We start from the raw sequence: 24711 nt of genomic DNA, 5'->3' as shown, positions 1-24711 counted from the left end.
ACAGGAAATGAGGGGAAATCACTAGCGCACAGGTCGATTATCTACTAGAATTCTATCTACCTCTTTTTAGCTAGTATACCCTGTTATAAAAATTTTACACTCACGGATGGAAATCCTTTTTTTTATGACATTTTGGACATACTACTTGCTGGAGGTGTTCACAAATGAAACGTGATGAAAAGAAAAACCAAGAAGAAAACAATCAGGCTGTACAAACGTCATCGCTATTGGCAAGAGCAGCTGCGACAGGCTTTGTTGGCGGTGTTTTTTGGGGCTTTATCGGGTTTCTGACCCATATGTTTCATTTCTCAGAGGTGAGTCCCAATATGCTCCTTCAGCCTTTTGTGCTCGGAGAGTGGAAAAAGGGCGGACTTGGTACTTTTATCAGCATTGTGCTTTTAGGGGTTTTATCGATCGGAGCAGCCTTTATTTATTATGGGCTTTTGAAACGGATCAAAGGCTATTGGATGGGGCTGATATATGGCGCGCTTTTATGGCTGCTCGTTTTTTACGTATTTAATCCCATTTTCCCAGATGTAAAGCAAGTCCAGGATTTGCAGCAAAGCACCATCGTCACAACATTTTGCCTATATATTTTATACGGCATGTTTGTCGGATACAGTATTTCGTTTGAATATAATGAATTAACGAGTCAAAAGCTTGCGAGGGCACTCGGGAAAAAGACAGAATAAAGTGTAAATCACCTATTCATATGATAAAATATTTTTGGAAACGAAAGGTTTCTAAGGAAAAAGAAACAGATCTCGATATAGATTGAATTAGGGTGAAGGAGTGGTTGTATGCCTCATTTTCTTGTACTGAATGGGCCCAATTTAAATAGGCTTGGCAAAAGAGAGCCGGCTGTTTACGGAAGTAAGACGCTGACAGATTTAGAGACAGATTTGTTCCAGTTTGCAGAAAGAGCCAATATCCAGTTAACGTTCTTTCAATCAAATCACGAAGGAGATTTGATTGATGCGCTCCACGAAGCAGAAGACCAGTACGATGGAGTCGTGTTTAACCCGGGGGCTTTTACACACTACAGCTATGCCCTGAGAGATGCCATTGCAAGTATTTCTTTATCCGTCGTTGAAGTACATATCTCAAACGTTCATAAGAGAGAGGAATTCCGCCATCATTCTGTACTTGCTCCAGTATGCCAAGGGCAAATCGTTGGTCTTGGTTTAGAAGGGTATAAATTGGCGATTCGTTATTTAGTGAGTGAAGGGGGAGCAGTATCATGAAACTTGAAAAGTTAAGAACACTTTTATCTGAATTAGAGATCGATGGTCTAGTCATTACGAGCAGCTTTAATTTACAGTACATGACCAGCTTTACTGGCTCAGCCGGTCTCGCCGTTGTTTCAAAGGACCGGGCAGCTTTTATCACGGATTTCCGTTATACAGAGCAAGCGAAGGACCAAGTAAAAGGCTTCGACATTATTGAACATAAAGGAAACATCGTAGAAACCGCAGCTCAAACGGCAAAGGAATTTGGGATCAAACGCCTTGGGTTTGAACAAAACCATATGACATTTGCCACTTACCAGCAGTATGCAGGTAAAGCAGGTGATATTGAGCTTGTTCCGGTCTCAGAATCAGTTGAAAAGTTGCGCTTGATTAAGTCTAGTGAAGAGATTAAGATATTAGAGGAAGCTGCGAAGATTGCAGATCACGCCTTTGATCATATTCTCACTTACATCAAGCCGGGCTTGACGGAAATTGCTGTCATGAACGAGCTTGAATTTTTCATGAGAAAAGAAGGCGCTGAAGGATCTTCATTCGATATGATTGTCGCCTCAGGTGTTCGTTCAAGCCTGCCGCACGGAAGAGCGAGTGAAAAGGTGATTGAATCTGGTGATTTAGTCACACTCGATTTCGGTGCTTACTATAAAGGATATTGCTCTGATATGACAAGAACGATCGCTGTTGGCACACCGAGCGATAAGCTAAAGGAAATTTATCATATCGTATTAGAAGCAGAAAACGCTGGTGTGGATAGAATCAAGCCTGGCTTAACAGGAAAAGAAGCTGATCGCATCACACGTGACATCATTGAAAAGTATGGCTATGGTCAATACTTCGGGCATTCAACTGGCCACGGGCTAGGGATGGAAGTGCATGAAGCGCCAGGCCTTTCCTCACGATCAGAGGTCGTCTTAGAAAAAGGAATGGTCGTGACAGTTGAGCCGGGAATTTACTTACCGGATGTCGGCGGCGTGAGAATTGAGGATGATATTGTCCTGACAGCTGACGGCAATAAACGATTGACCCACTCACCGAAAGAACTTATCATATTATGATGGTGAAATGTAGGAGGATGACAAAATGATTTCAGTAAACGATTTTCGTACAGGCCTGACAATTGAAGTGGACGGCGGTATTTGGCGTGTAGTAGATTTCCAACACGTAAAGCCAGGGAAAGGCGCAGCGTTTGTTCGTTCGAAACTGCGTAACCTGCGTACTGGTGCTATTCAAGAAAAAACATTCCGTGCAGGCGAAAAAGTAGCGAAAGCTCAAATCGAAACAAAAACAATGCAATACTTGTATGCAAATGGCGACCAGCATGTCTTCATGGATACAAGTTCTTATGAGCAGCTTGAACTAAGTGAAACACAAATTAAAGATGAGCTGAAATATTTGCTAGAAAATATGTCGGTTCATATTGTGATGTACGGTGCTGAAACACTTGGAGTAGAACTTCCAAACACGGTAGAACTAGAAGTAGTAGAAACAGAGCCTGGTATTAAAGGCGACACAACATCAGGCGGATCAAAACCTGCAAAAACAGAAACTGGTTTAATCGTCAACGTTCCTTTCTTTGTGAACCAAGGAGATAAACTAGTCATTAATACATCAGACGGTTCATACGTGTCAAGAGCGTAATAAATGAAGAAAGACTGTAAACCTCGTGTTTACAGTCTTTTTTTATTGTAAAACATGTAAGACTCCCCAAAAGGCAGGCCTTCTCTCAATTCTCTCATTCATCTCTTTTCCTTCCTGAAAAACAAGACTACTTCCAGCTAGACAAGCATATAGTGTAAAAAAAGCTGGAGGTTCTATATGAAACAATTTCTCCCAGGTCTACATCCATCAGTCGCTGCGATGGCAGGCATGAGGTTTTTATCGGCAGCGATTGAACTGACGGCCGCCATCCTCATTTTAGTCACAAATGACGTTCGAAAAGCGGTTGTCATCAATAGTATATTGGCGATCATTGGGCCGCTCATTTTTATTATCACGATGACGATTGGAATCTATCAAATCGCAGGGCAGTTATCCTATGCCAAGCTCGTCTTTATTTTCATTGGTGTCGTATTTATTCTTGTTGGGATCTATAAGTAAAACGGCTTGGCATAATTAACGTCTCCCATCATACATTTTAGAGAAGAAAAAAAGGAGGGGAATTCGTTGCGGAGTTTGTTGGATATTCTCCCGCACTCGATTGGACAAGAACTTAGACTGCTAAAAGAAGCAGAATGGGATCAAATAGAAGAAATCCGCATTCGCACGGATCGTCCTATTGAATTAATGCAAAGAGGAAAACCGCGCTTTCTTTCTTATCACACAACAGGAGAAGATGCGTCTCAGCTATTAGGCAGGCTGAGCAATTATAGTATGTACACACTTGAAGAAGAGCTAAAGCAAGGCTACATCACCATTTCAGGCGGACACCGGGTGGGACTTGCAGGAAAGGTAATCGTTGAAAACGGCATTGTCAAAGGATTAAGAGATATCTCTTCATTTAATATCCGCATCGCAAAAGAAAAAGTCGGGATTGCGCTTCCCTTTCTTCCCTATTTATATGACGAGCACTGGTGCAATACACTGATCATCGGTCCACCGCAAACAGGGAAAACGACATTGTTGCGGGATATAGCAAGACTGGCTAGCACAGGCACAAAAGCAATTCCTCCTAAAAAAACAGGCATTATAGATGAGCGTTCAGAAATCGCTGGGTGTATAAGAGGGGTGCCGCAGCACCAGTTTGGACACCGGGTTGACGTGCTCGATGCATGTCCAAAGGCTGAGGGCTTGATGATGATGATTCGGTCTATGAGTCCAGAGGTCATGATCGTCGATGAAATCGGAAAAAGCGAGGATGTGCAGGCACTTTTAGAAGCGATTCATGCTGGGGTCACCATTATCGTTTCCGTTCATGGCTATTCACTTGAAAATGTGTATAAACGTCCATCATTGAAGCCGTTATGGGAGCTTCGAGTGTTTGAACGTTATGTTGAATTAAATCGCAAGGACGGTCCCGGCACGATCGGGCGGATATATGACCAAGGCGGACAAGAGATGAAATGGAGGCGGGGAGTGGACGTATGTTAAAGCTCATTGGCGCTATCTTGATTGTCGCGGCTACGACTTGGGGAGGGTTCGAGTTTGCCAAACGATATAGCGACCGGCCGAAACAAATTCGGCAGCTCCGGTTTGCGCTCCAGTCTCTTGAAGCTGAAATTATGTATGGTCAAACACCGCTAGCGCGTGCAGCAGAGCAAATTGCGTCGCAAGTAGGTCCTCCTGTGAATCGGTTATTTGAACAATTTGCAGAAAAGCTGAAAGTCGGAACCTTTTCCGCACGGCATGCATGGAATGAGAGTCTTGAGGATGTTTGGAAAAAAACCGTCTTAAAAAAAGGCGAATATGAGGCACTGAAGCACTTTGGAGAAACACTTGGCCAGCATGATGTCACATCTCAGCAAAAATATATCAAGCTTGCTTTAGGTCATTTGGAATCGGAGGAGAAGGAAGCTGAAATCGCCCAAGCCAAAAATGAAAAAATGGTCAGAAGCCTCGGATTTTTAAGCGGATTACTACTGATTCTTTTATTGATGTGAGAGGAAGGGAGTCGAGAGCATGGGCGTTGATGTAAACGTCATTTTTCAAATTGCGGGAGTAGGCATCGTTGTGGCATTCCTCCATACGATTTTAGATCAAATGGGGAAAAAGGAGTACGCTCAGTGGGTCACGCTGCTTGGGTTTATCTACATTTTGTTTATGGTGGCAACCATTGTAGATGATTTGTTTAAAAAGATTAAAGCCGTATTTCTATTTCAAGGATAGGGGAGGGCTTACAAATTGACATCATACAAATTGTTGGACTTGGTTTAATCGCTACTTTTTTAGCATTAATCGTCAAAGAACAAAAGCCAACCTTCGCCTTTATGCTTGTTGTATTTACAGGGTGTGTGATCTTTCTTTATTTAATAGATCAAATCTATGCCATTATCTCGATGATAGAAAAAATTGCGGCAAGTGCCGGCGTCAATATGAAGTATGTTGAAACCATTTTAAAAATTATCGGCATTGCCTATATTGCGGAATTCGGCGCCCAGCTGACAAAAGATGCTGGACAAGGCGCCATTGCATCAAAAATAGAGCTTGGCGGCAAAATTCTCATCTTGGTCATGGCAGTCCCCATTTTAACAGTCATCATTGAGACCATCTTAGGTATGATCCCGTCCATGACTTAATTGAAAAGAGGTGATGACAATGAAACGGGTGACAGCTGTTATGGGACTGATGCTTTTCTTCTGGCTGTTCGCTCCGCACGCAGGTGCAGAAGAAAAAGAGCCGTTATCAAATGAAGCACCAGCAGCAGAAGAAGTGGCAACTGGACAGGCTGATGCACTTGAGCTTCATTCCATTAGTGACTTTTGGGAAACCATATTGGACGAGTATGGCGGCTTTCTGCCAGAAAGCCAAAAAGGAACAGTGAAGGAAATGATTGATGGCGATAAAGAGCTGTCTCCCCAGACATGGCTGAAAGCCTTTGTTCATTATCTTTTTCACGAGGTCATCGCAAACGGAAAGCTCCTTGGTACACTGATTTTACTCACCATCTTTTGTTCGCTTTTACAGCTTTTGCAGAATGCATTTGAACAAAGCACTGTCAGTAAAGTCGCATACGCACTTGTTTATATGGTGCTGATCATTATTGCACTCAACAGCTTTCATGTGGCGATTTCTTATGCAACAGAAGCGATTCAAACGATGACCAGTTTTATTCTTGCTCTTATTCCTCTGTTATTAGCACTGATTGCTTCATCAGGCGGGCTTGTCTCAGCCGGATTCTTTCATCCTGTTATTTTATTTTTAATGAATACGAGCGGCGTTTTTATTCAATATGTCGTTCTTCCGCTTATTTTTTTATCAGCGATATTGAGCATTGTCAGTACGCTGACTGAACAATACAAGGTTACCCAGCTTGCCCAGCTGTTAAGAAATGTGGCGATAGGCGGGTTAGCCGTTTTTTTAACTGTCTTTCTTGGCGTCATTTCTGTGCAAGGTGCATCTGCTGCGGTTACGGATGGTATCGCACTTCGTACAGCCAAATTTATTACCGGAAATTTCATCCCCGTCCTTGGCAGAATGTTTACAGATGCGACGGATACCGTCATCAGTGCCTCTGTATTACTTAAAAATACGGTCGGACTTGTTGGCGTTGCTATTCTCATTTCAATTGCCGCTTTCCCTGCGATCAAAGTGCTCTCCCTAGCCCTTATATATAAGCTTGCCGCAGCCATTCTTCAGCCATTAGGAGGCGGACCGATTATCAGCTGCCTTGATGTCATTTCAAAAAGTGTGCTTTATATCTTTGCTGCACTTGCTGTCGTGTCGCTCATGTTCTTTTTAAGCATTACCGTCATTATCACTGCTGGCAACCTGACCATGATGATGAAGTAAGGAGGGGACACCTTTTGAGTTTTCTCACGGAATGGATCACAAGTATTATTCTCTTTATCTTATTTGCGATTGTCATTGATCTTCTGCTTCCCAATTCAAGCATGCAAAGATATGCCAAAATGGTCGTCAGCCTCCTGTTGATTGTGGTGATGCTCAATCCGATTTTTGCTTTATTTCGGGCAGACCCTGACCAAATTTTCTCAGAATTGATGAAGGGAAAGGAAGAAGCACAGTCAGAAGAAATAAAAAATCAGATGAATTTAGAAAAAAAAGAAATACAAGCCTCTCAGCGTGCATATATTTTAAAGCAAATGGCTGTCCAACTAGAAAAAAGCGCAAAGGAGCCACTGGAGAAGGAGAGCTACGAAATGAAACACGTAGAAGTGTTGGCAGATGAAGAGCACCTGGATCAGAATATGGAGGCGGATCAATTTCGCATCAAAGCAGTTCTTTCCCCGCTCACAGGTGATGCTGTAGAAACGGTGGCAAAGGTGGACATTGATCTCTCCAGGCAAAAGGAGGAAAGCGCTGGATCTTCTAGCAAAGAGATCAAGAGGGTGAAAGAGACGCTTGCTGATGTTTGGAATACGAGTCCTGAGCACATTGCGCTGAACATTGAGGGAGGTGACGCAGCAGATCATGAATAACAAGGACTGGAAACAAAAGCTGAAATCATTCTTGCAGCCGCCTGAAAAAGGTGAAGGGAAACCAAAATTAACGAAGCACCATTACTTGCTGCTTGTATTCATCATCGGCGTATCTTTCATGTTAGTCAGTCAGATCTTGTCACCGCCATCAAGCAAAGAACAAGCTGCTGTTCCTACTTCTAAAAAAACAACCTCACAAGAGCAGGAGGTATTCAAGCCGGCATCGTCAAGTAAATCAAAGAATTCGATTGAAGATGTGGAGCAAGAATACGAAAATCAGCTGAAAGAAATTTTAGAGACCATTATTGGCGTTGAGGATGTATCGATTGTGGTCAATGTAGACGCCACTTCTTTAAAAGTGTTTGAAAAAAACAAATCCAATAAAAGCACAACGACCGAAGAAACAGATAAAGAAGGCGGCGTGCGAAGTGTCACCGATCAAACAAAAGAAGAAGAAATCGTCATCATCAAAAATGGCAATGAAGAAACGCCAGTCGTGGTGCAAACGAAAAAACCAGATATTCGAGGTGTTCTCGTTGTTGCTCAAGGAGTAGACAACGTTCAAATAAAGAAAACCATCATTGAAGCGGTTACACGAGTGCTTGATGTACCGAGCCATAGAGTGGCTGTTGCCCCTAAAAAAATCAAGGAGGATTCGGAATGATGTTAAAAAAACAAACGGTTTGGCTATTAACGATGCTAAGTTTAGTTGTCGTCTTAAGTGTGTACTATATCATGTCTCCACAAGGTGAAAATGCAGTGACAGTAGAAGAGATGAAATCAAAAGGAACGGAAGAGAAAAAGACTGAACCAGAAAAAGGGATGGACAAAGGAACGGAAAAAGGCGCTGATGAGAAGTCCACTGACAAAGAAACAAATGGTAAACAAGAGGATATCGAAACAAGCGGTGAAGAAGGAAAGGCTGTGTCAGAGCAAACAGACGATGAGCTTTTTACAACATACAGATTAGAGCTTGAAGATAAACGAAGCAAACAGCGTGAAGAGTTCAACGAAATCGTATCCAGTGATGATGCAACAGCACAAGAAAAAAGCGAAGCGTATGACCAAATGACAGCGCTTAGTGAGGCAGAAGGAACGGAGCGTCAGCTCGAAACCTTAATTAAAACAAAAGGTTATAAAGATGCGCTAGTGAGTGCAGAGGGAGATAAAGTGAGCATCACAGTTCGTTCTGACAAAAAATCAAAGTCCCAAGCGGCCGATATTATTGATATGGTCACAAAAGAAATGAGAGGTCTTGATAACGTAGCGGTCACTTTTGAGCCCTCCAATGAATAAAAAATGAACAGGCGCCCTTTGCCGTAAAGGGCGTTTTTTGATGCGGTTTGGTGCCCTCTCCAAGGTGCTCTCACAAAGCGCTTCGCCACAATAGTAGTTGAATTCAATGAAATCCTCCTGTAAGATGGTTATAGTATGTACTTTTAGTACTAGCCTATAAAGAAAAAGATAAATCCATACATAGGGGTGCAAATCCATGTTAAAAATTGAAGAAATTCATGAACTGATTAAATTAATTGACGAATCAACAATTGATGAATTTACGTACGAAAACGAAGGTGCAAAAATCAAACTGAAGAAAAATAAAGAAGTCGTTCAGCAAGTAGCGGCACCAGTGGCTCCTGTCCAAGCAGCTCCAGCTCAACAAGCTCCTAAAGCACAAGCTCCAGCTCAGACCGAAGCCCCTGCACAAGAGGCAGCTGCGTCTGAAAATCTGCATAAAATCACATCCCCAATGGTTGGCACATTTTATGCTTCATCTTCACCAGAAGCAGATCCATATGTGACATCAGGTTCTAAGGTGAAGGAAAACACAGTTGTGTGCATCGTAGAAGCGATGAAACTGTTTAATGAAATCGAAGCAGAAGTAAAAGGTGAAATCGTCGAAGTATTAGCTGAGAACGGTCAGCTTGTAGAATTCGGACAACCCCTCTTTCTAGTGAAAGCAGAGTAAGGAGTACGATCATGATTAAAAAGCTATTAATTGCAAACAGAGGAGAAATCGCAGTTAGAATTATCCGCGCTTGTAAAGAGCTTGGAATTGAAACAGTTGCGGTATTTTCTGAAGCGGATCGCGATGCGCTTCATGTTCAAATGGCTGATGAAGCATATTGCATCGGACCGACTGCTTCAAAAGATAGTTATTTAAATGTCACGAATATTGTTAGTGTAGCCAAATTAACAGGGACAGATGCCATCCATCCAGGATACGGCTTCCTTGCTGAAAATGCAGATTTCGCAGAGCTTTGCGAGGAATGCAATGTCATCTTTGTTGGGCCAACTGCGTCAGCGATTTCCAAAATGGGAACGAAAGATGTCGCAAGGGAAACAATGAAAGATGCTGGCGTTCCGATTGTTCCTGGTTCTCAAGGAATTGTAAAAGATCTTGATGATGCTGTTTCAACAGCAGCAAGTATTGGGTATCCTGTGATTATAAAAGCAACTGCCGGCGGCGGTGGTAAAGGAATCCGTGTGGCTCGTACCGAAGAAGAGCTTATTAACGGTGTCACCATCACGCAGCAGGAAGCAGCGCAAAACTTTGGTAACCCTGGCGTCTATTTAGAAAAGTTCATTGAAGACTTTAGACACGTTGAAATCCAAGTGCTTGCAGATCAGCATGGCAATACCATTCATTTAGGAGAGCGTGATTGCTCGATTCAAAGAAGAATGCAAAAGCTTCTTGAAGAAACGCCATCACCAGCGCTGAATGCAGACATCCGTGAGCAAATGGGTGAAGCAGCCGTAAAAGCTGCAGAAGCTGTTGAATACACTGGTGCTGGAACAGTCGAATTCATTTATGATTATAATGAAGAGAAGTTCTACTTCATGGAAATGAATACCCGTATTCAAGTAGAGCATCCTGTAACAGAAATGGTCACAGGTGTTGACTTGATCAAAGAACAAATTAAAGTCGCATCAGGTGAGAAGCTTTCTCTTTCACAAGAGGATGTCGTATATGAAGGATGGGCAATCGAATGCCGTATTAATGCAGAGAACCCAGAGAAAAACTTCATGCCTTCAGCTGGTGAAATTAAAATGTATCTTCCGCCAGGCGGTCTAGGAGTACGTGTTGATTCTGCCGCTTATCCGGGCTATGTGATTCCGCCATATTACGATAGTATGATTGCAAAGGTGATCACATATGGTAAGACGAGAGAAGAAGCGATTGCGAGAATGAAACGCTCGCTTCAAGAATTCGTCATTGAAGGAGTCTACACAACGATCCCATTCCATCTAAGATTGCTTGAGCATGAAACATTTGTGAGTGGTAATTTTAATACGAAGTTTTTAGAAACATACCAAATCATGAAATAATCACAGCTTTCGGAGGTGAATGATCGTGTCAGAAAACAATTTGCTTGAAATGAACCTTGATGAAGATCAATTGGGAAAAGTGCAAATTGCACCAGAAGTGATTGAGGTCATTGCTGGGATCGCCGCTTCAGAAGTCGAAGGCATTGCCGAAATGCGCGGCAATTTCGCTGCTGATGTAGCAGAACGCTTTGGTAAGAAAAATCACCGTAAAGGTGTGAAAGTAGATGTCTCTGATGAAGGCATCACAATCGATGTATATTGTGTGGTTGAATTTGGCCTATCCATTCCAAAGGTATCCACTGCTGTACAAGAAAATATCCGTCAAACTCTTTTGAACATGACTGCTTTAACGATTAATGAAATCAATATTCATGTCGTTGGTATTCAATTTGATACTAAAGCATCTGAGGCTGAAGTAGATCAAGAAATGTAAAAAAAGAGTTCAAGTGAAACCAAGGAGGCATTGCCTCTTTGGTTTTTTAAAGCCCATTTTTGGGTCATTTCCGAATAATAAAGATCTCACACGTTGATTGATTCGTTTTTCGTCACAGCTCGCATGGATCTTGGTGCGACCACGGTCAAAATATGTTATGATCTCTGTATGGCTTAACGACAAGCGGATAAAGTGGTTAAAGGAGTAAATAATGAAAAGAAGAACTGCAAGAGAAAAGGCGCTACAAACATTATTTCAAATTGATGTGAGCAATATTGATCCGAAAGAGGCCATTACACATGCGCTGGATGAACAAGAATCAGATCCTTTTTTCGAGGAGCTGGTTTTCGGTGTGCTTGAACAAAAGGACAAGCTCGATGACATGATTTCACAGCATCTAGTGAATTGGAAACTCGATCGTATTGCAAACGTAGACAGAGCCATTTTAAGGCTGTCTGTGTACGAGATGGTGTATCAAGAAGATATCCCGGTTAGTGTCTCAATGAATGAAGCGATTGAACTGGCCAAATTATTCGGTGACGATAAAGCATCGAAATTTGTAAATGGAGTACTTTCAAACATTAAAAACGACCTAAAGCAGCAATAGGAGGATTCGACATGACAGCAACAATCATCGATGGGAAAGAAACAGCAAAAGAAAAGCGTGAGCAATTAGCAAAAGAAGTAGAAGAGCTAAAACAAAAAGGTGTCACACCTGGTCTTGCCGTTATTCTAATCGGTGATGATCCGGCTTCACTTTCTTACGTACGCGGGAAGAAAAAAGCAGCAGAAGCAATGGGGATGCATTTCCAGCTAGATCATTTAGATGCTTCTTTAACAGAAGAAGCATTGCTTCAGCTGATTGATCAGTACAATGCGAACGATCAATTCCACGGGATTCTTGTTCAGCTTCCACTGCCAAAACATATTTCTGAAAAAGCCGTGATTGAACGTATTTCGCCTGAAAAAGACGTTGATGGTTTCCATCCATTGAATATCGGGAAAATGCTCCTTGGGGAAGACACATTCCTTCCATGCACACCAGCAGGCATTGTTGAATTACTAAATAAAACGGGCGTCAGTCTTTCTGGAAAAGAAGTCGTTGTTGTCGGACGTAGCAATATTGTCGGTAAACCAGTAGGACAATTACTGTTAAACGAAAACGCAACGGTTACTTATTGCCATTCAAGAACAGCGAATATTTCAGAACATACGTTGAAAGCGGATATTTTAGTTGTTGCCGTCGGTCGAGCAAACTTTATTAAAGCTGACCAAATTAAAGAAGGCGCTATTGTGATCGATGTAGGAGTCAATCGGTTGGATAATGGAAAGCTTGTTGGAGATGTTGATTTTGAAGAGGCAAAAGAAAAAGCTTCTTATATCACACCAGTCCCTGGCGGAGTCGGTCCAATGACGATTACGATGCTTGCACATAATACGGTTAAATCAGCAAAACGTACATTAGCATAAGCTTTATCCATTCATCCACCTGCATGCTGCTGGTGGATGAATGTGCGTTTTTGAAGAGGAGGAATACGTCATGAGTGAAAAAGCCTTTGTGACGGTCACAGCCCTTACAAAATACATAAAAAGAAAATTTGATGTTGATCCGCATTTAGAAGATATTTGGATCAAAGGTGAGCTATCCAATGTCAAGATTCATTCAAGAGGACATGTGTACTTCACCTTAAAAGACGAAAACGCACGCATGCAAGCTGTCATGTTTCAGCGCTCTGCGGCGAAGCTGCCTTTTTCACCTAAGAGTGGAATGAAGGTGTTTGTACGCGGCGGAATTCAAGTCTATGAACCAAGCGGCAACTATCAATTATATGCAAAAGAAATGCAGCCTGATGGTGTTGGTGCTCTTCATCTCGCTTATGAAGAGCTGAAGAAAAAGCTAGCAAGTGAAGGCTTATTTGATGCGCGCTATAAAAAGCCAATCCCTGAATATCCAGAGGTTGTTGGTGTCATTACGTCTCCAACAGGAGCGGCTGTTCGAGATGTCATTACGACAATTAATCGGCGCTATCAGCAGGCGAAAATCATTGTGCTTCCGGCGCTCGTTCAAGGTGAGCATGCGACCCGTTCCATCGTAGAGCGGATTAAGGAAGCGAATGAAAAACAGCTCTGTGATGTCTTGATTGTCGGAAGAGGAGGCGGTTCGATTGAAGAGCTTTGGGCTTTTAATGAAGAAGCTGTCGCAAGAGCCATCTTCGCATCAGACATTCCAATCATATCTGCAGTTGGACACGAAACAGACTTTACGATCAGTGATTTCACTGCAGATATGAGAGCACCCACACCAACAGGAGCAGCCGAACTTGCTGTTCCAAGCACGACCGATTTAATTGAACGAATCAAATCAATCGATATACGGCTAACAAGAGCGGTAAAGAATCAAACCTCACAAGCGAAGGATCGTCTTGTGGCGCTGCAATCCTCTTATGCCTTCCGTTTTCCAAAACGATTACAGGAGCAAAAAGAGCAGCAATTCGATTTGGTATTTGACCGTTTTCAAAAACAGCTATCGAGGCAAATTGAGCTAAAACGCAGTCAGCTAGATCGCCAGACATACAGGCTGAAGCCGCTTCACCCTAAAGAGCAGCTGCTTCAAGCGAAAAAACGCCACGCCAATGAAACAGAACAGCTCATTCGCAGTATGAATGTGCAAATGAAAACAATTCATTCGCAGTTCCAATCGGTTCTTGGTAAACTAAATGCATTAAATCCACTTCAAGTGATGGAAAGAGGCTATAGCTTAGCCTATAAAGAAGATGAACTAATAAAAAGTGTGAACCAAGTAGAGACGCAGGATCAGCTGACCATCACGATGAAGGATGGACGTCTGATTTGTGAGGTTATTGAGAAGGAGGGGCAATCAACATGACAGAATCCAATAAACAAAAAGAAGAACAAATGACATTTGAAGAGGCGATGAAAGGTCTTGAGGAGATTGTGGGAAAGCTCGAAGAAGGAGATGTACCACTTGAGCAGGCCATTCATTATTTCCAAGAAGGGATGACCCTTTCGAAGCTTTGTCATGAAAAATTACAGCATGTTGAAAAGCAAATGGATTTCATTTTAAAAGAGGACGGTGAGCTAGCTCCCTTCTCAGTGAAGGAGGCCGATGCTGGTGACAAGTAATTTAAATGAATTTTTAACAACACGAAAACAGACCATTGAAGATTATTTATTTACATATGTTCAGGAATTGACGATTCCTGAAGACCTGAAATCTTCTATGCTCTATTCTCTTAAAGCGGGCGGGAAAAGGCTTCGACCTGTTCTCGTTCTTGCTCTTCTAAATGCCTACGGTAAAAACGAAGAAGACGGTATACCTGTCGGCTGTGCGGTTGAGATGATTCATACGTATTCATTGATACATGATGACCTTCCTTGCATGGACGACGATGACCTTCGCAGAGGAAAACCGACAAATCATAAAGTGTACGGAGAAGCAACAGCGGTTCTCGCAGGTGATGCCCTTTTAACAGAAAGCTTCCGCCTGATTACATCTCAGCTGTCTAGCAGCGTCTCTGCTGACAAAAAGCTCAGAATTGTGGATGAGCTTGTAAAGTCAGCAGGTGCTCTAGGAATGGTTGGCGGTCAATTTGACGACATGGAAGCAGAGCAAAAGCAAGTATCGCTTGCTGAACTAGAATCCATTCACGCCCGTAAAACAGGAAAACTCCTTACGTTCAGCGTCGCAGCAGGTGCAATGCTAGCAGGAGCATCAGATGACGATATCGAAAAGCTAAGGGAATTTAGCTATCATATTGGCATTGCGTTTCAAATCCGTGATGATATTTTAGATCTCGAAGGAAGCGAAGAAAAAATCGGAAAACGGGTCGGCTCTGATACAGCAAATGAAAAGTCGACATATCCTTCTTTATTAACGCTTTCAGGAGCAAAAGAAAAGCTGCATGAGCACATCACACGTGCAAAAGAAATTGTCTCAAATCTTCAATTAGAGCAGCAATTGTTGCATGATTTATGTGATCTAATTGCCTCAAGAGATCATTAAAAACAGCCTAGATTTGAGGGTCCTCGAGCAATTGTGGTAAACTGTAAACAGTTTATTATGATGAGACAACTCTTATTCCCTATTGGTTTTCAAAGGAATGAGGCATTATAGATGTATATAGAAATTTTGTTGAAAGCGAGTTGATCCTAATTGGATCTTTTATCAATAAAAAATCCAACGTTTCTAAAAGGAATGTCAAATGCAGAATTAGAGGAGCTTAGCGCTGACATTCGCATGTTTTTAATTGAGTCCTTAGCTAACTCTGGTGGGCATATCGGTCCGAACCTAGGAGTCGTTGAACTGACTGTTGCGCTTCATAAAGTATTTGACAGCCCAAAAGACAAATTCCTCTGGGATGTTGGACATCAGTCTTACGTTCATAAGCTGTTAACGGGAAGAGGGGCGGAGTTTGATACACTTCGTCAATATAAAGGGCTTTGCGGTTTTCCTAAACGAAATGAAAGCGAGCATGATGTGTGGGAGACGGGTCACAGTTCAACCTCGTTATCTGGCGCGATGGGTATGGCGGCAGCGCGTGATATCAAAGGGACAGATGAATATATCCTGCCGATTATCGGAGACGGTGCACTAACCGGAGGTATGGCGCTAGAAGCTTTGAATCATATCGGTGATGAAAAGAAAGATATGATTGTCATATTAAACGACAATGAAATGAGTATTGCACCAAACGTCGGTGCGATTCACACAATGCTTGGCAGATTACGTACAGCTGGCAAATACCAATGGGTAAAAGACGAACTTGAATATTTATTCAAGCGCATTCCAGCTGTAGGTGGAAAGCTTGCTGCCACAGCAGAGCGTATCAAAGACAGCCTCAAATATCTACTTGTATCTGGCATGTTCTTTGAGGAAATGGGATTTACCTACTTAGGTCCTGTCGATGGACATTCGTATGAAGATCTTTTTGAAAATCTTGAATATGCAAAGAAAACAAAAGGTCCGGTTCTTCTGCATGTCATCACGAAAAAAGGAAAAGGCTATCAGCCGGCAGAATCCGATAAAATCGGGACTTGGCACGGTACAGGTCCATACAAAATTGATACAGGTGATTTTGTAAAACCGGCAGCAGCAGCTCCTTCTTGGAGTGGTCTCGTTAGTGAAACGGTCAGAAAGCTGGCGCGGGAAGATGAGCGGATTGTTGCGATCACGCCTGCGATGCCTGTTGGTTCAAAGCTTGAAGGCTTTGCGAAGGAATTTCCAGAGCGGATGTTTGATGTAGGAATTGCCGAGCAGCATGCAGCCACAATGGCAGCTGGGCTTGCGACGCAGGACATGAAGCCATTTTTAGCGATTTATTCAACGTTCCTGCAAAGAGCCTATGACCAAGTGCTACACGATATTTGCCGTCAGAACCTTAATGTATTTATTGGCATTGACCGTGCGGGACTTGTCGGTGCAGATGGAGAAACCCATCAAGGTGTGTTTGATATTGCCTTTATGCGTCATATGCCGAATATGGTGCTCATGATGCCAAAAGATGAAAATGAAGGACAGCACATGGTCAATACAGCCATTCAGTATGATGACGGTCCTATTGCTATGCGCTTCCCGCGCGGTAATGGGCTAGGTGTCAAAATGGATGATCAGCTGAAAACCATTCCGATTGGGTCCTGGGAGGTTCTTCGTCCAGGGAAGGATGCTGTGATTTTAACATTTGGTACGACAATTAAAATGGCGCTCCAAGCTGCAGAAGAACTTCAAAAAGAAGGGAAATCGGTTCGTGTTGTCAATGCTCGTTTTATTAAGCCTCTTGATGAAGCGATGTTAAATGACATTTTTTCTGAAGGTATTCCAATTTTAACGATTGAAGAAGCTGTGCTCCAAGGCGGATTTGGCAGCAGCGTCTTAGAATATATACACGATAAGAAAGCATCTCATATAAAAGTAGAACGTATGGGCATTCCAGATGAATTTATTGAGCATGGAAGTGTTGATGCCCTGCTTGAAGAAATTGGTTTGACGAAAGCACAGGTTGCTGACACTTTACGTGACCTGCTTCCCGCAGCACCAAGAAAAGGAATTGGATCATGACATCAAAGAAAGAACGACTTGACGTTTTATTAGTCGAACAAGGACTAATGGAAACGAGAGAGAAAGCAAAGCGTGCCATTATGGCAGGGATCGTTTACTCAAATGAAAACCGTTTGGATAAACCAGGAGAGAAAATCGCTCGTGATACACCGCTCACTGTGAAAGGGAACCCTCTGAAATATGTGAGCCGCGGCGGATTAAAGCTGGAAAAAGCGCTAAAAGAATTCGACTTAACCGTTGAAGGGAAATTGCTAATTGATATTGGTTCATCAACAGGTGGATTTACAGATTGTGCGCTTCAAAATGGAGCAGTCAAATCATATGCTGTTGATGTTGGCTACAATCAGCTTGCGTGGAAATTAAGGCAGGATGACAGGGTAATCGTCATGGAGCGCACCAATTTCCGTCATTCCGTCCCAGCAGATTTTACTGAAGGATTGCCAGAAGTAGCGTCAATTGATGTCTCTTTTATTTCACTTAAACTCATCCTTCCGGCTTTAAAGCACATTCTTGTCCCGGGCGGAGACTGTATTGCACTCGTCAAGCCTCAATTTGAAGCAGGCAGAGAGCTTGTTGGGAAAAAAGGCATCGTGCGAGATCCATCGGTCCACCTTGGTGTACTCGAAGAGGTGAATGAATTTGCTGCACAAGAAGGCTATGATGTGAAGGATGTATCATTTTCGCCTATTACTGGCGGAGACGGGAATATTGAGTTCCTTCTCCATTTAGTGCTTCATCCCGATCAAGAAGAGAATGCGGCGCTTCAGGTTTCAGAGCTTGAAAAGATCGTCAAGGAAGCCCATTCTGTATTGAAAGAAAAGAAAAACAGTCCTGAGCCGGCTGACACATGAGATTGAAACAAAAGGAATAATAGCTCGCTATTATTCCTTTTTACATGGTCAAAAGATGAGAGTTGACCGTTTCTCACGTAACGCTTGTTTTTTGAACTGTGGTTCATATAACATAGAACGTAAAGACAAACTGAGATCAAACGCCTAGGGGGGTCAAAAATGAATAAAGGTCAAAGGCATATTAAGATTAGAGAAATCATCGCGAGCCAAGAGATTGAAACACAAGATGAACTAGTCGATATTTTAAAATCCGATGGATATAACATTACACAAGCGACCGTTTCAAGAGATATTAAAGAATTGCATTTAGTGAAAGTGCCAACGAACAATGGAACATATAAATACAGCCTTCCAGCGGATCAGCGGTTTAATCCGCTGTCTAAACTAAAGCGATCCTTAATGGATGCATTTATTAAAATGGATGCTGCCAGTCATTTAATCGTCCTCAAAACCATGCCGGGTAATGCACAGGCGATTGGGGCTTTAATGGATAATTTAGATTGGGAAGAAATCATGGGAACCATTTGCGGAGATGACACCATTTTGATCATTTGCCGCACTCCAGATGATACGGAAACAGTTTCAAGCAAAATTTTAGAGCTTCTATAAAGAATCAGGTTTACAAAAAGAGGTGTCAAATGAGTGTTAGCAGAACTAACCATTAAAAACTTTGCAATCATTGAAGAGTTAACAGTTTCATTTGAAAAAGGACTCACAGTCCTAACAGGGGAAACAGGTGCAGGGAAATCCATCATGATTGATGCTGTCTCACTTCTTGTGGGAGGTAGAGGGTCGTCTGAATTTGTTCGTTATGGTGAGAAAAAGGCTGAGCTGGAGGGGCTTTTTCTTGTGCCAGCAGCTGACCACCCTGTATTTGCTTTATGCGAAGAGCAGGGAATTGACGCAACGGATGAAATGATGATTCTTCGCCGTGATATGAACAATAACGGGAAAAGCATATGCCGCATCAATGGCAAGCTCGTTACAATCTCACTTTTACGCGAAGTAGGACGCCTTTTGCTCGATATACATGGACAGCACGATAACCAGTTATTGATGGAGGATGAAAATCATCTGCATTTACTCGATCAATTTGGAGCAGAAGAAATTGCACCTGCTCTGTCACAATATCAAGAAGCATATGAGCAATATACAAAGACAGCCCAAAAGCTAAAACAGCTCTCTGAGAATGAGCAGGAAATGGTGCACCGGTTAGATTTACTGCAATTTCAGCTAGAAGAGATTGAAGCGGCACAATTAGAGCCGGGAGAAGATGAGAAGCTTCAAGAAGAGCGCCATCAGATCAGCAACTACGAAAAAATCTTTTCCTCACTCCAAAACGCCTATAACGCCTTGCGCAATGAGCAGGGGGGACTTGATTGGGTTGGCATGTCATCAAGCGAGCTCGAGCAGGTTTCTGAGATCAACGACGATCTGAAAAAGCTATCCGAACAAGTGTCGAACTCTTACTATTTATTAGAGGATTCGACGTTCCAAATGCGAAGCATGCTGGATCAATTAGAGTTCGACCCAGCACGTCTTGATTTTATTGAGTCTAGGCTGAATGAAATGAAGCAGTTAAAACGAAAGTACGGGACAACGGTTGAGGAAATTTTGGAGTATGCGGCGAAGATTGAAGAAGAAATCGATCAAATTCAAAATCGAGACAGTCACCTGCAGACGCTTAAAAACAAACTGGATGCAATGAGCCGTGACGCCCTGCTTGAAGCACTTAACGTTTCGGAGCTTCGTAAAAAATGGGCCAAAAAGCTAGCGAAGCAAATTCAAACAGAACTAAAGGATTTGTATATGGAAAAATCAACGTTTGATACATCCTTTTCCATTCGGTATGCGCCTTTTAGCAGCACGGATAATCCGCTGCTAGATGGAAAGCCCGTCCAGCTTGGAAAAAACGGAATCGACCAAGCTCAATTTGTGATTTCTACTAATCCTGGCGAACCGATGAAATCTTTATCAAAAGTTGCCTCGGGTGGAGAAATTTCACGTGTTATGCTCGCCGTGAAAAGTATCTTCTCGGCCAAACAAGAAGTCACTTCCATTATTTTCGATGAGGTCGATACGGGCGTAAGCGGCAGAGTTGCACAGGCGATTGCCGAAAAAATTTACAAAGTGGCGGCTGGCTCACAAGTACTCTGCATTACGCACCTCCCGCAAGTAGCAGCAATGGCTGACACGCACCTCTTCATTTCTAAACGCTCTAAAGCAGGCAGAACACTGACAAGCGTCAAACCATTAAGTCATGAAGAAAAAGTGAGTGAAATTGGCAGGATGATTGCGGGTGTGGAAGTCACTGAACTGACAAAACAGCACGCAAAAGAATTGCTGCATCAAGCAAATGATGTCAAAACAACAGGGTAGCTGAAAAACCAGCTGCCTTTTTTATATTGTGTCAAAATCGCTGTATATACCCACGAAATCGTCTTTTTCTTTTATCAATTTATCCAATCATTTTCTATAGCTGCCGGTTATAAATCAAAGCGAAGAAGGCAAAAGTAAAGATGTAGCCAAAACATGAGTGTTCTGGTGTGGGTAAGGAGCGAGGAGAGTGAAAAATGAATGCCCGAAAAGATGAGAAAAGCCATTGGTGTAATTCTCCTTGTTTCTTTAATAAGTACAGGGTTTATGAGCATAGTGAAGGAATACATCAGCATTCCAACAAATGTTGCTGTATTTGAAAAACAGAAGCACTCAATTGACACATCAATAGAAGCGTCAGCCAATGCTTCTTCACAAGCCTTTAGTCTTTCAGAGAAAAAGAATCAGCTTGAAGTAACAGGACAAAAGGCGGGAAAAGCCGAAATTGTTTATGATTTTAAAGGATTTCCTATTAAGAAAACAAAAGTCGACGTTCTCCCTGAATTAAAAGTCGTTCCTGGAGGACAATCCATTGGCGTCAAGCTCCACTCTGTAGGAGTTCTCGTTGTAGGTTTTCATCAAATCACAACAGCAGACGGCAAAAAATCACCAGGCGAAGCCGCAGGCATTCAATCAGGGGATATGATCATTGAAATCAATGGTCAAAAGATGGAGAAAATGAATGACCTCACCCCATTTATCCAAAAAGCAGGGAAAACAGGTGAAACGCTTCGTTTACTCATAAAAAGAGACCATAAAACCTTTCAAACAACATTAACACCCGCAAAAGATGCAAGTGAAGGCACCTATCGAATTGGTCTTTACATTCGAGATTCCGCAGCAGGAATCGGCACGATGACCTTCTTTGAACCATCTTCTAAAAAATATGGTGCCCTAGGGCATGTCATTTCTGACATGGATACAAAAAAACCAATTGTTGTCGACAATGGTGAAATTGTCAGATCAACCGTAACATCGATTGAAAAAGGCACAGGAGGCAATCCTGGAGAAAAATTGGCAAGATTCTCTTCCGAACGAAAAACGATAGGGGATATATCCCGCAACAGCCCATTTGGTATCTTTGGTACGTTAACCGAAAAGCTTGAAAATCATGTATCAGACAAACCGCTTCCAGTCGCTTTATCAAATGAAGTAAAAGAAGGTCCAGCAGAAATTTTAACCGTTGTGGATCATGATAAAGTGGAGAAGTTTGATATTAAAATCGTCAGCACGACTCCGCAGAAATTCCCGGCAACAAAAGGGATGGTATTGAAGGTAACAGATGAGCGTCTTTTAAGTAAAACGGGCGGTATCGTCCAAGGTATGAGCGGAAGCCCTATCATCCAAAACGGAAAAGTCATCGGGGCAGTCACACACGTTTTCGTCAATGACCCGACAAGTGGCTACGGCGTACACATTGAATGGATGTTGTCAGAAGCAGGCATCGATCTTTATCAAAAAAACAAAAAAGCAAGCTGATCATCAAACTGCCGCGAATCTTCCGGCAGTTTTTTTCTTCCCTTTCTTTCTCTGCCATCATGTTATAAAATAAGGAAAAAGAGATTTTTCGACAAAATGGAAAATGGTATGTTGTCAAATTGCAATAATCGTCGATTCGTTAAGAAAAACGTAGAAAAAGCTAGATAATGCTCTATTATTCGGAAAATTAAAGTTTTTTAAAGGGGATAGCATGCTTTTGTCGAATTGAACACTCAGAAGAGAAATGCAAAAGACTAAAGGAATCGACATTGGGGAGGAAAGAACGTGGAGAAAATTAAAGTGTGTGTAGCTGATGACAATCGAGAGCTTGTTGGCCTTTTGACAGAGTATATTGAGGGACAGGAAGATATGGAAGTACTTGGCGTGGCGTATAATGGTCAGGAATGTCTAACATTATTTAAAGATAAAGAGCCCGACGTTCTCCTCTTAGATATTATCATGCCTCATTTAGACGGTCTTGCTGTACTGGAACGCCTCCGTGAAAACAATGACATGACCAAACAGCCAAGTGTGATTATGCTAACGGCGTTTGGACAAGAAGATGTCACGAAAAAAGCAGTTGATCTAGGCGCATCTTATTTCATCTTAAAGCCATTTGATATGGAAAACCTAGTCGGTCATATTCGTCAAGTCAGTGGAAACGGCACACAAGTCACCCATCGATCTTCATCTATCCAAAACAGTGTCCTTCGAAACAAACCTGAACCGAAACGCAGAAACTTAGATGCGAGCATTACAACGATTATTCATGAGATTGGCGTCCCGGCTCATATTAAAGGTTACTTATACTTAAGAGAAGCCATTTCGATGGTGTACAATGACATCGAGCTTCTCGGAAGCATCACAAAAGTGTTGTATCCAGACATCGCGAAGAAATTTAACACGACCGCGAGCAGAGTAGAACGAGCGATTCGTCATGCGATTGAAGTGGCTTGGAGCAGAGGAAACATTGATTCCATTTCCTCACTCTTTGGTTATACAGTCAGCATGTCTAAAGCAAAACCAACCAATTCTGAATTTATCGCAATGGTGGCTGATCGTCTGCGCTTAGAGCATAGAGCAAGCTAGTTCATTTTCATAAAAAAACGTTTCTTCAAAGAGACGTTTTTTTATTTTGAAAAATATTGTCAAAAATTGGTTGTATTGATACAATCATCTTATTGTCTCATTTAAACAACTCAGCTTGATTTATTTTCAGAATAAAATGAACAATAAAGCATGAAAGAAATGGGTATGACATAAATTAGTGGTAATCAGCTACGCCAATCAATTGTTTGGTCTTCAAAATAGAAGAAGGAAACGCTCATTCTTAAGAAAAAGGATGAGAGGAAAAGGTCTGATGGATTTGGTAAATAAAGCAAATGAGATCGAAAGTTCTATTTCTATTGACCTGATTGGTTGGCGTTTTAAAGTCACTGGCTTCTTAGAGATTGTGCCATTTGAACTGAATATTCCCATTGTCGAATTTAATAATTTTCACATTCTTTTACTATGCTATAATAATGAAAAGAAGAGGGTGAGGTTATGGGAAAGCTGAAAATCCACTCTGCTGAGGTAGCGAACGAAATTAGCAAGTGGACGAGGGTCATTTCTCAAAATGACCTAGAAAAATCTGCTATCTATAAAGAGAAAATTCAGAATTTGCTAAAAAATACAGATGAAGACCGCGAAGTTCTCCTGTATTATCAGCTTGTGAATGGCCGACATGAAATGTTACTTGGAAATATTGAAAAAGCCAATCACATTATGAAGAGTGTCGGAACGCTCGATGAGAAAGCAGATGACATTATTAATTTTTATTTTTACTTTTACAAAGGCCAATATGCTGCATATGTGAAAAAGTATGATGAAGCCATCAGTTTTTACAAAATTGCAGAACAGCGTCTAAAGCGTGTGAATGAGGACCTTGAAGTAGGGACTTTTCATCATAAGGTTGCTTCAATCTATTACGAACTGAAACAAAATTTCATATCCATTAATCATATTAAAAAAGCCATCGATACGTTCAAAGCGCATGAAGAATATACAGCGCAGGCTATTGACAGCTTGATTTTACATGCAAGTAATTGTATCGATTTGATCCAATTTGACGAAGCGGAGGAAAAATACCAAGAAGCACTTGAGAAAAGTAAACGCATTAACAATGAAGTGCTGATTGGGAAATGCTATCACAATTTAGCCGTTCTTTATTATGCGAAGCATGATTACGAAAAAAGCGCACAATATGCCAAAAAAGGGATGGGCATTCAAATGCACCGTGACAATAGCCATTATTACATCCAATCTTTATACGTTCTGGCAAATGCCTTGGTTCATCTAGGAGATCAAGTGGCGAAAGAATATATTAAAGAGGGCATTCAGTATAGCTGCAATATCCAGAATAATGAATATATAGTAAAATTTGAAATTTTAGATTTAATGTGCGAAAATAGTGGAGCAGCAGACGTATTCTCTGAAAAATTAGACTACATAGAAAAAAATAGATTATATGTGGAGCTTGAGGATTTGTCTGAACAAATATCGAAATACTTCAAGGAACGAAATGACTATCAAAACGCCATTCGTTTTCTTGAAAAGAAATTCGATGCACAAATACTTCAAAAGAAAGTGGAGGTTATCTTATGAAAAAGTTGTTGTTAGGTTTAACCGTCGTTACAGCAGTCGCAGTTGTTTCTTCCCTTTTTGCTCTTGATGCAGAGACGACAGAGCAAGCCATCAGAGCGATTACGTGATCGAATTTATACAGAACCTCTTCGTACGAATCAGAAGAGGTTTTTTTATGTGCTCAAACTGGAAAAACGAAAAG

Annotated in this window: 28 protein-coding genes; all 28 read left to right on the top strand. The window is 41.8% G+C overall.

Annotated features, from left to right (window positions below; genetic code table 11):
- Nucleotides 1-164: 164 nt before the first annotated feature.
- Nucleotides 165-692, top strand: coding sequence for a YqhR family membrane protein (locus tag MHH40_RS18520; RefSeq protein ID WP_050943773.1), 528 nt, complete (start codon nucleotides 165-167; stop codon nucleotides 690-692).
- Between the two features lie 108 nt (nucleotides 693-800).
- Complete coding sequence (gene aroQ / locus MHH40_RS18515) at nucleotides 801-1244, top strand: type II 3-dehydroquinate dehydratase (RefSeq protein ID WP_003215787.1); 444 nt, start codon at nucleotides 801-803, stop codon at nucleotides 1242-1244.
- Nucleotides 1238-2302 (top strand): M24 family metallopeptidase, encoded by a 1065-nt coding sequence (locus MHH40_RS18510; protein WP_170966016.1) that lies wholly within the window; start codon nucleotides 1238-1240, stop codon nucleotides 2300-2302. Before aroQ ends, MHH40_RS18510 begins: the two co-directional genes overlap by 7 nt.
- 25 nt (nucleotides 2303-2327) lie before the next feature.
- Complete coding sequence (gene efp / locus MHH40_RS18505) at nucleotides 2328-2885, top strand: elongation factor P (RefSeq protein ID WP_003215497.1); 558 nt, start codon at nucleotides 2328-2330, stop codon at nucleotides 2883-2885.
- 177 nt (nucleotides 2886-3062) lie between these two features.
- Entirely contained in the window at nucleotides 3063-3344 is a 282-nt protein-coding gene (locus tag MHH40_RS18500) for a YqhV family protein (protein ID WP_050943774.1), read from the top strand.
- A 66-nt stretch (nucleotides 3345-3410) separates the two neighbouring features.
- Nucleotides 3411-4334: a stage III sporulation protein AA gene (spoIIIAA, locus tag MHH40_RS18495; RefSeq protein WP_003215633.1), complete on the top strand. Its 924-nt coding sequence runs from the start codon at nucleotides 3411-3413 to the stop codon at nucleotides 4332-4334.
- Nucleotides 4328-4843 (top strand): stage III sporulation protein SpoIIIAB, encoded by a 516-nt coding sequence (gene spoIIIAB / locus MHH40_RS18490; RefSeq protein WP_034661265.1) that lies wholly within the window; start codon nucleotides 4328-4330, stop codon nucleotides 4841-4843. Before spoIIIAA ends, spoIIIAB begins: the two co-directional genes overlap by 7 nt.
- A gap of 19 nt (nucleotides 4844-4862) precedes the next feature.
- Nucleotides 4863-5069: a stage III sporulation protein AC gene (gene spoIIIAC, locus MHH40_RS18485; RefSeq protein WP_003153142.1), complete on the top strand. Its 207-nt coding sequence runs from the start codon at nucleotides 4863-4865 to the stop codon at nucleotides 5067-5069.
- Nucleotides 5066-5479, top strand: a complete 414-nt coding sequence (spoIIIAD, locus tag MHH40_RS18480) for a stage III sporulation protein AD (protein ID WP_095117840.1) — start codon at nucleotides 5066-5068, stop codon at nucleotides 5477-5479. The genes spoIIIAC and spoIIIAD overlap by 4 nt, the downstream gene beginning before the upstream one ends.
- 19 nt (nucleotides 5480-5498) lie before the next feature.
- Nucleotides 5499-6692 carry a stage III sporulation protein AE gene (gene spoIIIAE / locus MHH40_RS18475; RefSeq protein WP_003215689.1) on the top strand — a complete coding sequence of 398 codons (1194 nt, stop codon included), beginning with the start codon at nucleotides 5499-5501 and terminating at the stop codon, nucleotides 6690-6692.
- A 14-nt stretch (nucleotides 6693-6706) separates the two neighbouring features.
- Nucleotides 6707-7339 carry a stage III sporulation protein AF gene (gene spoIIIAF / locus MHH40_RS18470; RefSeq protein WP_003215732.1) on the top strand — a complete coding sequence of 211 codons (633 nt, stop codon included), beginning with the start codon at nucleotides 6707-6709 and terminating at the stop codon, nucleotides 7337-7339.
- Nucleotides 7332-8003 carry a stage III sporulation protein AG gene (gene spoIIIAG / locus MHH40_RS18465; RefSeq protein ID WP_003215656.1) on the top strand — a complete coding sequence of 224 codons (672 nt, stop codon included), beginning with the start codon at nucleotides 7332-7334 and terminating at the stop codon, nucleotides 8001-8003. The genes spoIIIAF and spoIIIAG overlap by 8 nt, the downstream gene beginning before the upstream one ends.
- Complete coding sequence (locus MHH40_RS18460) at nucleotides 8003-8635, top strand: SpoIIIAH-like family protein (RefSeq protein WP_003216063.1); 633 nt, start codon at nucleotides 8003-8005, stop codon at nucleotides 8633-8635. Before spoIIIAG ends, MHH40_RS18460 begins: the two co-directional genes overlap by 1 nt.
- 196 nt (nucleotides 8636-8831) lie before the next feature.
- Nucleotides 8832-9308, top strand: a complete 477-nt coding sequence (accB, locus tag MHH40_RS18455) for an acetyl-CoA carboxylase biotin carboxyl carrier protein (protein WP_003215926.1) — start codon at nucleotides 8832-8834, stop codon at nucleotides 9306-9308.
- An 11-nt stretch (nucleotides 9309-9319) separates the two neighbouring features.
- Nucleotides 9320-10669 (top strand): acetyl-CoA carboxylase biotin carboxylase subunit, encoded by a 1350-nt coding sequence (gene accC / locus MHH40_RS18450; protein ID WP_050943775.1) that lies wholly within the window; start codon nucleotides 9320-9322, stop codon nucleotides 10667-10669.
- Nucleotides 10670-10694: 25 nt separating this feature from the next.
- Nucleotides 10695-11102 carry an Asp23/Gls24 family envelope stress response protein gene (locus MHH40_RS18445; protein WP_034620383.1) on the top strand — a complete coding sequence of 136 codons (408 nt, stop codon included), beginning with the start codon at nucleotides 10695-10697 and terminating at the stop codon, nucleotides 11100-11102.
- 211 nt (nucleotides 11103-11313) lie between these two features.
- Complete coding sequence (nusB, locus tag MHH40_RS18440; protein WP_003216031.1) at nucleotides 11314-11709, top strand: transcription antitermination factor NusB; 396 nt, start codon at nucleotides 11314-11316, stop codon at nucleotides 11707-11709.
- Between the two features lie 11 nt (nucleotides 11710-11720).
- Nucleotides 11721-12572, top strand: a complete 852-nt coding sequence (folD, locus tag MHH40_RS18435; RefSeq protein WP_003215670.1) for a bifunctional methylenetetrahydrofolate dehydrogenase/methenyltetrahydrofolate cyclohydrolase FolD — start codon at nucleotides 11721-11723, stop codon at nucleotides 12570-12572.
- A 70-nt stretch (nucleotides 12573-12642) separates the two neighbouring features.
- Nucleotides 12643-13989, top strand: a complete 1347-nt coding sequence (gene xseA / locus MHH40_RS18430; protein WP_050943776.1) for an exodeoxyribonuclease VII large subunit — start codon at nucleotides 12643-12645, stop codon at nucleotides 13987-13989.
- The gene (locus MHH40_RS18425) at nucleotides 13986-14246 is read left to right on the top strand and encodes an exodeoxyribonuclease VII small subunit (protein ID WP_003215880.1); all 261 of its coding nucleotides are present in this window, start codon (nucleotides 13986-13988) and stop codon (nucleotides 14244-14246) included. Before xseA ends, MHH40_RS18425 begins: the two co-directional genes overlap by 4 nt.
- A complete protein-coding gene (locus tag MHH40_RS18420; RefSeq protein ID WP_278254569.1) occupies nucleotides 14230-15126 on the top strand; it encodes a polyprenyl synthetase family protein in 897 nt (298 codons plus the stop codon). The genes MHH40_RS18425 and MHH40_RS18420 overlap by 17 nt, the downstream gene beginning before the upstream one ends.
- Before the next feature lie 150 nt (nucleotides 15127-15276).
- Entirely contained in the window at nucleotides 15277-17178 is a 1902-nt protein-coding gene (gene dxs, locus MHH40_RS18415; RefSeq protein ID WP_003215579.1) for a 1-deoxy-D-xylulose-5-phosphate synthase, read from the top strand.
- Nucleotides 17175-18029: a TlyA family RNA methyltransferase gene (locus tag MHH40_RS18410; protein ID WP_050943777.1), complete on the top strand. Its 855-nt coding sequence runs from the start codon at nucleotides 17175-17177 to the stop codon at nucleotides 18027-18029. The genes dxs and MHH40_RS18410 overlap by 4 nt, the downstream gene beginning before the upstream one ends.
- 159 nt (nucleotides 18030-18188) lie before the next feature.
- Entirely contained in the window at nucleotides 18189-18638 is a 450-nt protein-coding gene (gene ahrC, locus MHH40_RS18405) for a transcriptional regulator AhrC/ArgR (protein WP_003215836.1), read from the top strand.
- Between the two features lie 33 nt (nucleotides 18639-18671).
- Nucleotides 18672-20408 carry a DNA repair protein RecN gene (recN, locus tag MHH40_RS18400; RefSeq protein ID WP_050943778.1) on the top strand — a complete coding sequence of 579 codons (1737 nt, stop codon included), beginning with the start codon at nucleotides 18672-18674 and terminating at the stop codon, nucleotides 20406-20408.
- Between the two features lie 198 nt (nucleotides 20409-20606).
- Nucleotides 20607-21884 (top strand): SpoIVB peptidase, encoded by a 1278-nt coding sequence (gene spoIVB / locus MHH40_RS18395; RefSeq protein ID WP_003215755.1) that lies wholly within the window; start codon nucleotides 20607-20609, stop codon nucleotides 21882-21884.
- A 285-nt stretch (nucleotides 21885-22169) separates the two neighbouring features.
- Nucleotides 22170-22973, top strand: coding sequence for a sporulation transcription factor Spo0A (gene spo0A, locus MHH40_RS18390; protein WP_003215740.1), 804 nt, complete (start codon nucleotides 22170-22172; stop codon nucleotides 22971-22973).
- A 456-nt stretch (nucleotides 22974-23429) separates the two neighbouring features.
- Nucleotides 23430-24530 (top strand): Rap family tetratricopeptide repeat protein, encoded by a 1101-nt coding sequence (locus tag MHH40_RS18385; RefSeq protein ID WP_050943779.1) that lies wholly within the window; start codon nucleotides 23430-23432, stop codon nucleotides 24528-24530.
- Nucleotides 24531-24711 lie beyond the last annotated feature (181 nt).

The sequence above is a fragment of the Bacillus sp. FSL K6-2431 genome, from assembly GCF_038005165.1.
Lineage (GTDB): Bacteria > Bacillota > Bacilli > Bacillales > Bacillaceae > Bacillus > Bacillus pumilus.
Note: the sequence above shows the minus strand (reverse complement) of the source record. Positions and strands in the feature narration are given on the sequence as shown.

Bases quoted from the DNA above. Each gene is read 5' to 3' on its own strand.
- MHH40_RS18385 (WP_050943779.1), top strand. From the start codon at position 23,430: ATGGGAAAGCTGAAAATCCACTCTGCTGAGGTAGCGAACGAAATTAGC.
- MHH40_RS18425 (WP_003215880.1), top strand. From the start codon at position 13,986: ATGACAGAATCCAATAAACAAAAAGAAGAACAAATGACATTTGAAGAG.
- MHH40_RS18460 (WP_003216063.1), top strand. From the start codon at position 8,003: ATGTTAAAAAAACAAACGGTTTGGCTATTAACGATGCTAAGTTTAGTT.
- accC (WP_050943775.1), top strand. From the start codon at position 9,320: ATGATTAAAAAGCTATTAATTGCAAACAGAGGAGAAATCGCAGTTAGA.
- ahrC (WP_003215836.1), top strand. From the start codon at position 18,189: ATGAATAAAGGTCAAAGGCATATTAAGATTAGAGAAATCATCGCGAGC.
- spoIIIAE (WP_003215689.1), top strand. From the start codon at position 5,499: ATGAAACGGGTGACAGCTGTTATGGGACTGATGCTTTTCTTCTGGCTG.
- xseA (WP_050943776.1), top strand. From the start codon at position 12,643: ATGAGTGAAAAAGCCTTTGTGACGGTCACAGCCCTTACAAAATACATA.
- spoIIIAC (WP_003153142.1), top strand. From the start codon at position 4,863: ATGGGCGTTGATGTAAACGTCATTTTTCAAATTGCGGGAGTAGGCATC.
- MHH40_RS18500 (WP_050943774.1), top strand. From the start codon at position 3,063: ATGAAACAATTTCTCCCAGGTCTACATCCATCAGTCGCTGCGATGGCA.
- MHH40_RS18420 (WP_278254569.1), top strand. From the start codon at position 14,230: ATGCTGGTGACAAGTAATTTAAATGAATTTTTAACAACACGAAAACAG.
- spoIIIAG (WP_003215656.1), top strand. From the start codon at position 7,332: ATGAATAACAAGGACTGGAAACAAAAGCTGAAATCATTCTTGCAGCCG.
- nusB (WP_003216031.1), top strand. From the start codon at position 11,314: ATGAAAAGAAGAACTGCAAGAGAAAAGGCGCTACAAACATTATTTCAA.
- spoIVB (WP_003215755.1), top strand. From the start codon at position 20,607: ATGCCCGAAAAGATGAGAAAAGCCATTGGTGTAATTCTCCTTGTTTCT.
- spoIIIAB (WP_034661265.1), top strand. From the start codon at position 4,328: ATGTTAAAGCTCATTGGCGCTATCTTGATTGTCGCGGCTACGACTTGG.
- folD (WP_003215670.1), top strand. From the start codon at position 11,721: ATGACAGCAACAATCATCGATGGGAAAGAAACAGCAAAAGAAAAGCGT.
- MHH40_RS18520 (WP_050943773.1), top strand. From the start codon at position 165: ATGAAACGTGATGAAAAGAAAAACCAAGAAGAAAACAATCAGGCTGTA.
- efp (WP_003215497.1), top strand. From the start codon at position 2,328: ATGATTTCAGTAAACGATTTTCGTACAGGCCTGACAATTGAAGTGGAC.
- MHH40_RS18410 (WP_050943777.1), top strand. From the start codon at position 17,175: ATGACATCAAAGAAAGAACGACTTGACGTTTTATTAGTCGAACAAGGA.
- accB (WP_003215926.1), top strand. From the start codon at position 8,832: ATGTTAAAAATTGAAGAAATTCATGAACTGATTAAATTAATTGACGAA.
- aroQ (WP_003215787.1), top strand. From the start codon at position 801: ATGCCTCATTTTCTTGTACTGAATGGGCCCAATTTAAATAGGCTTGGC.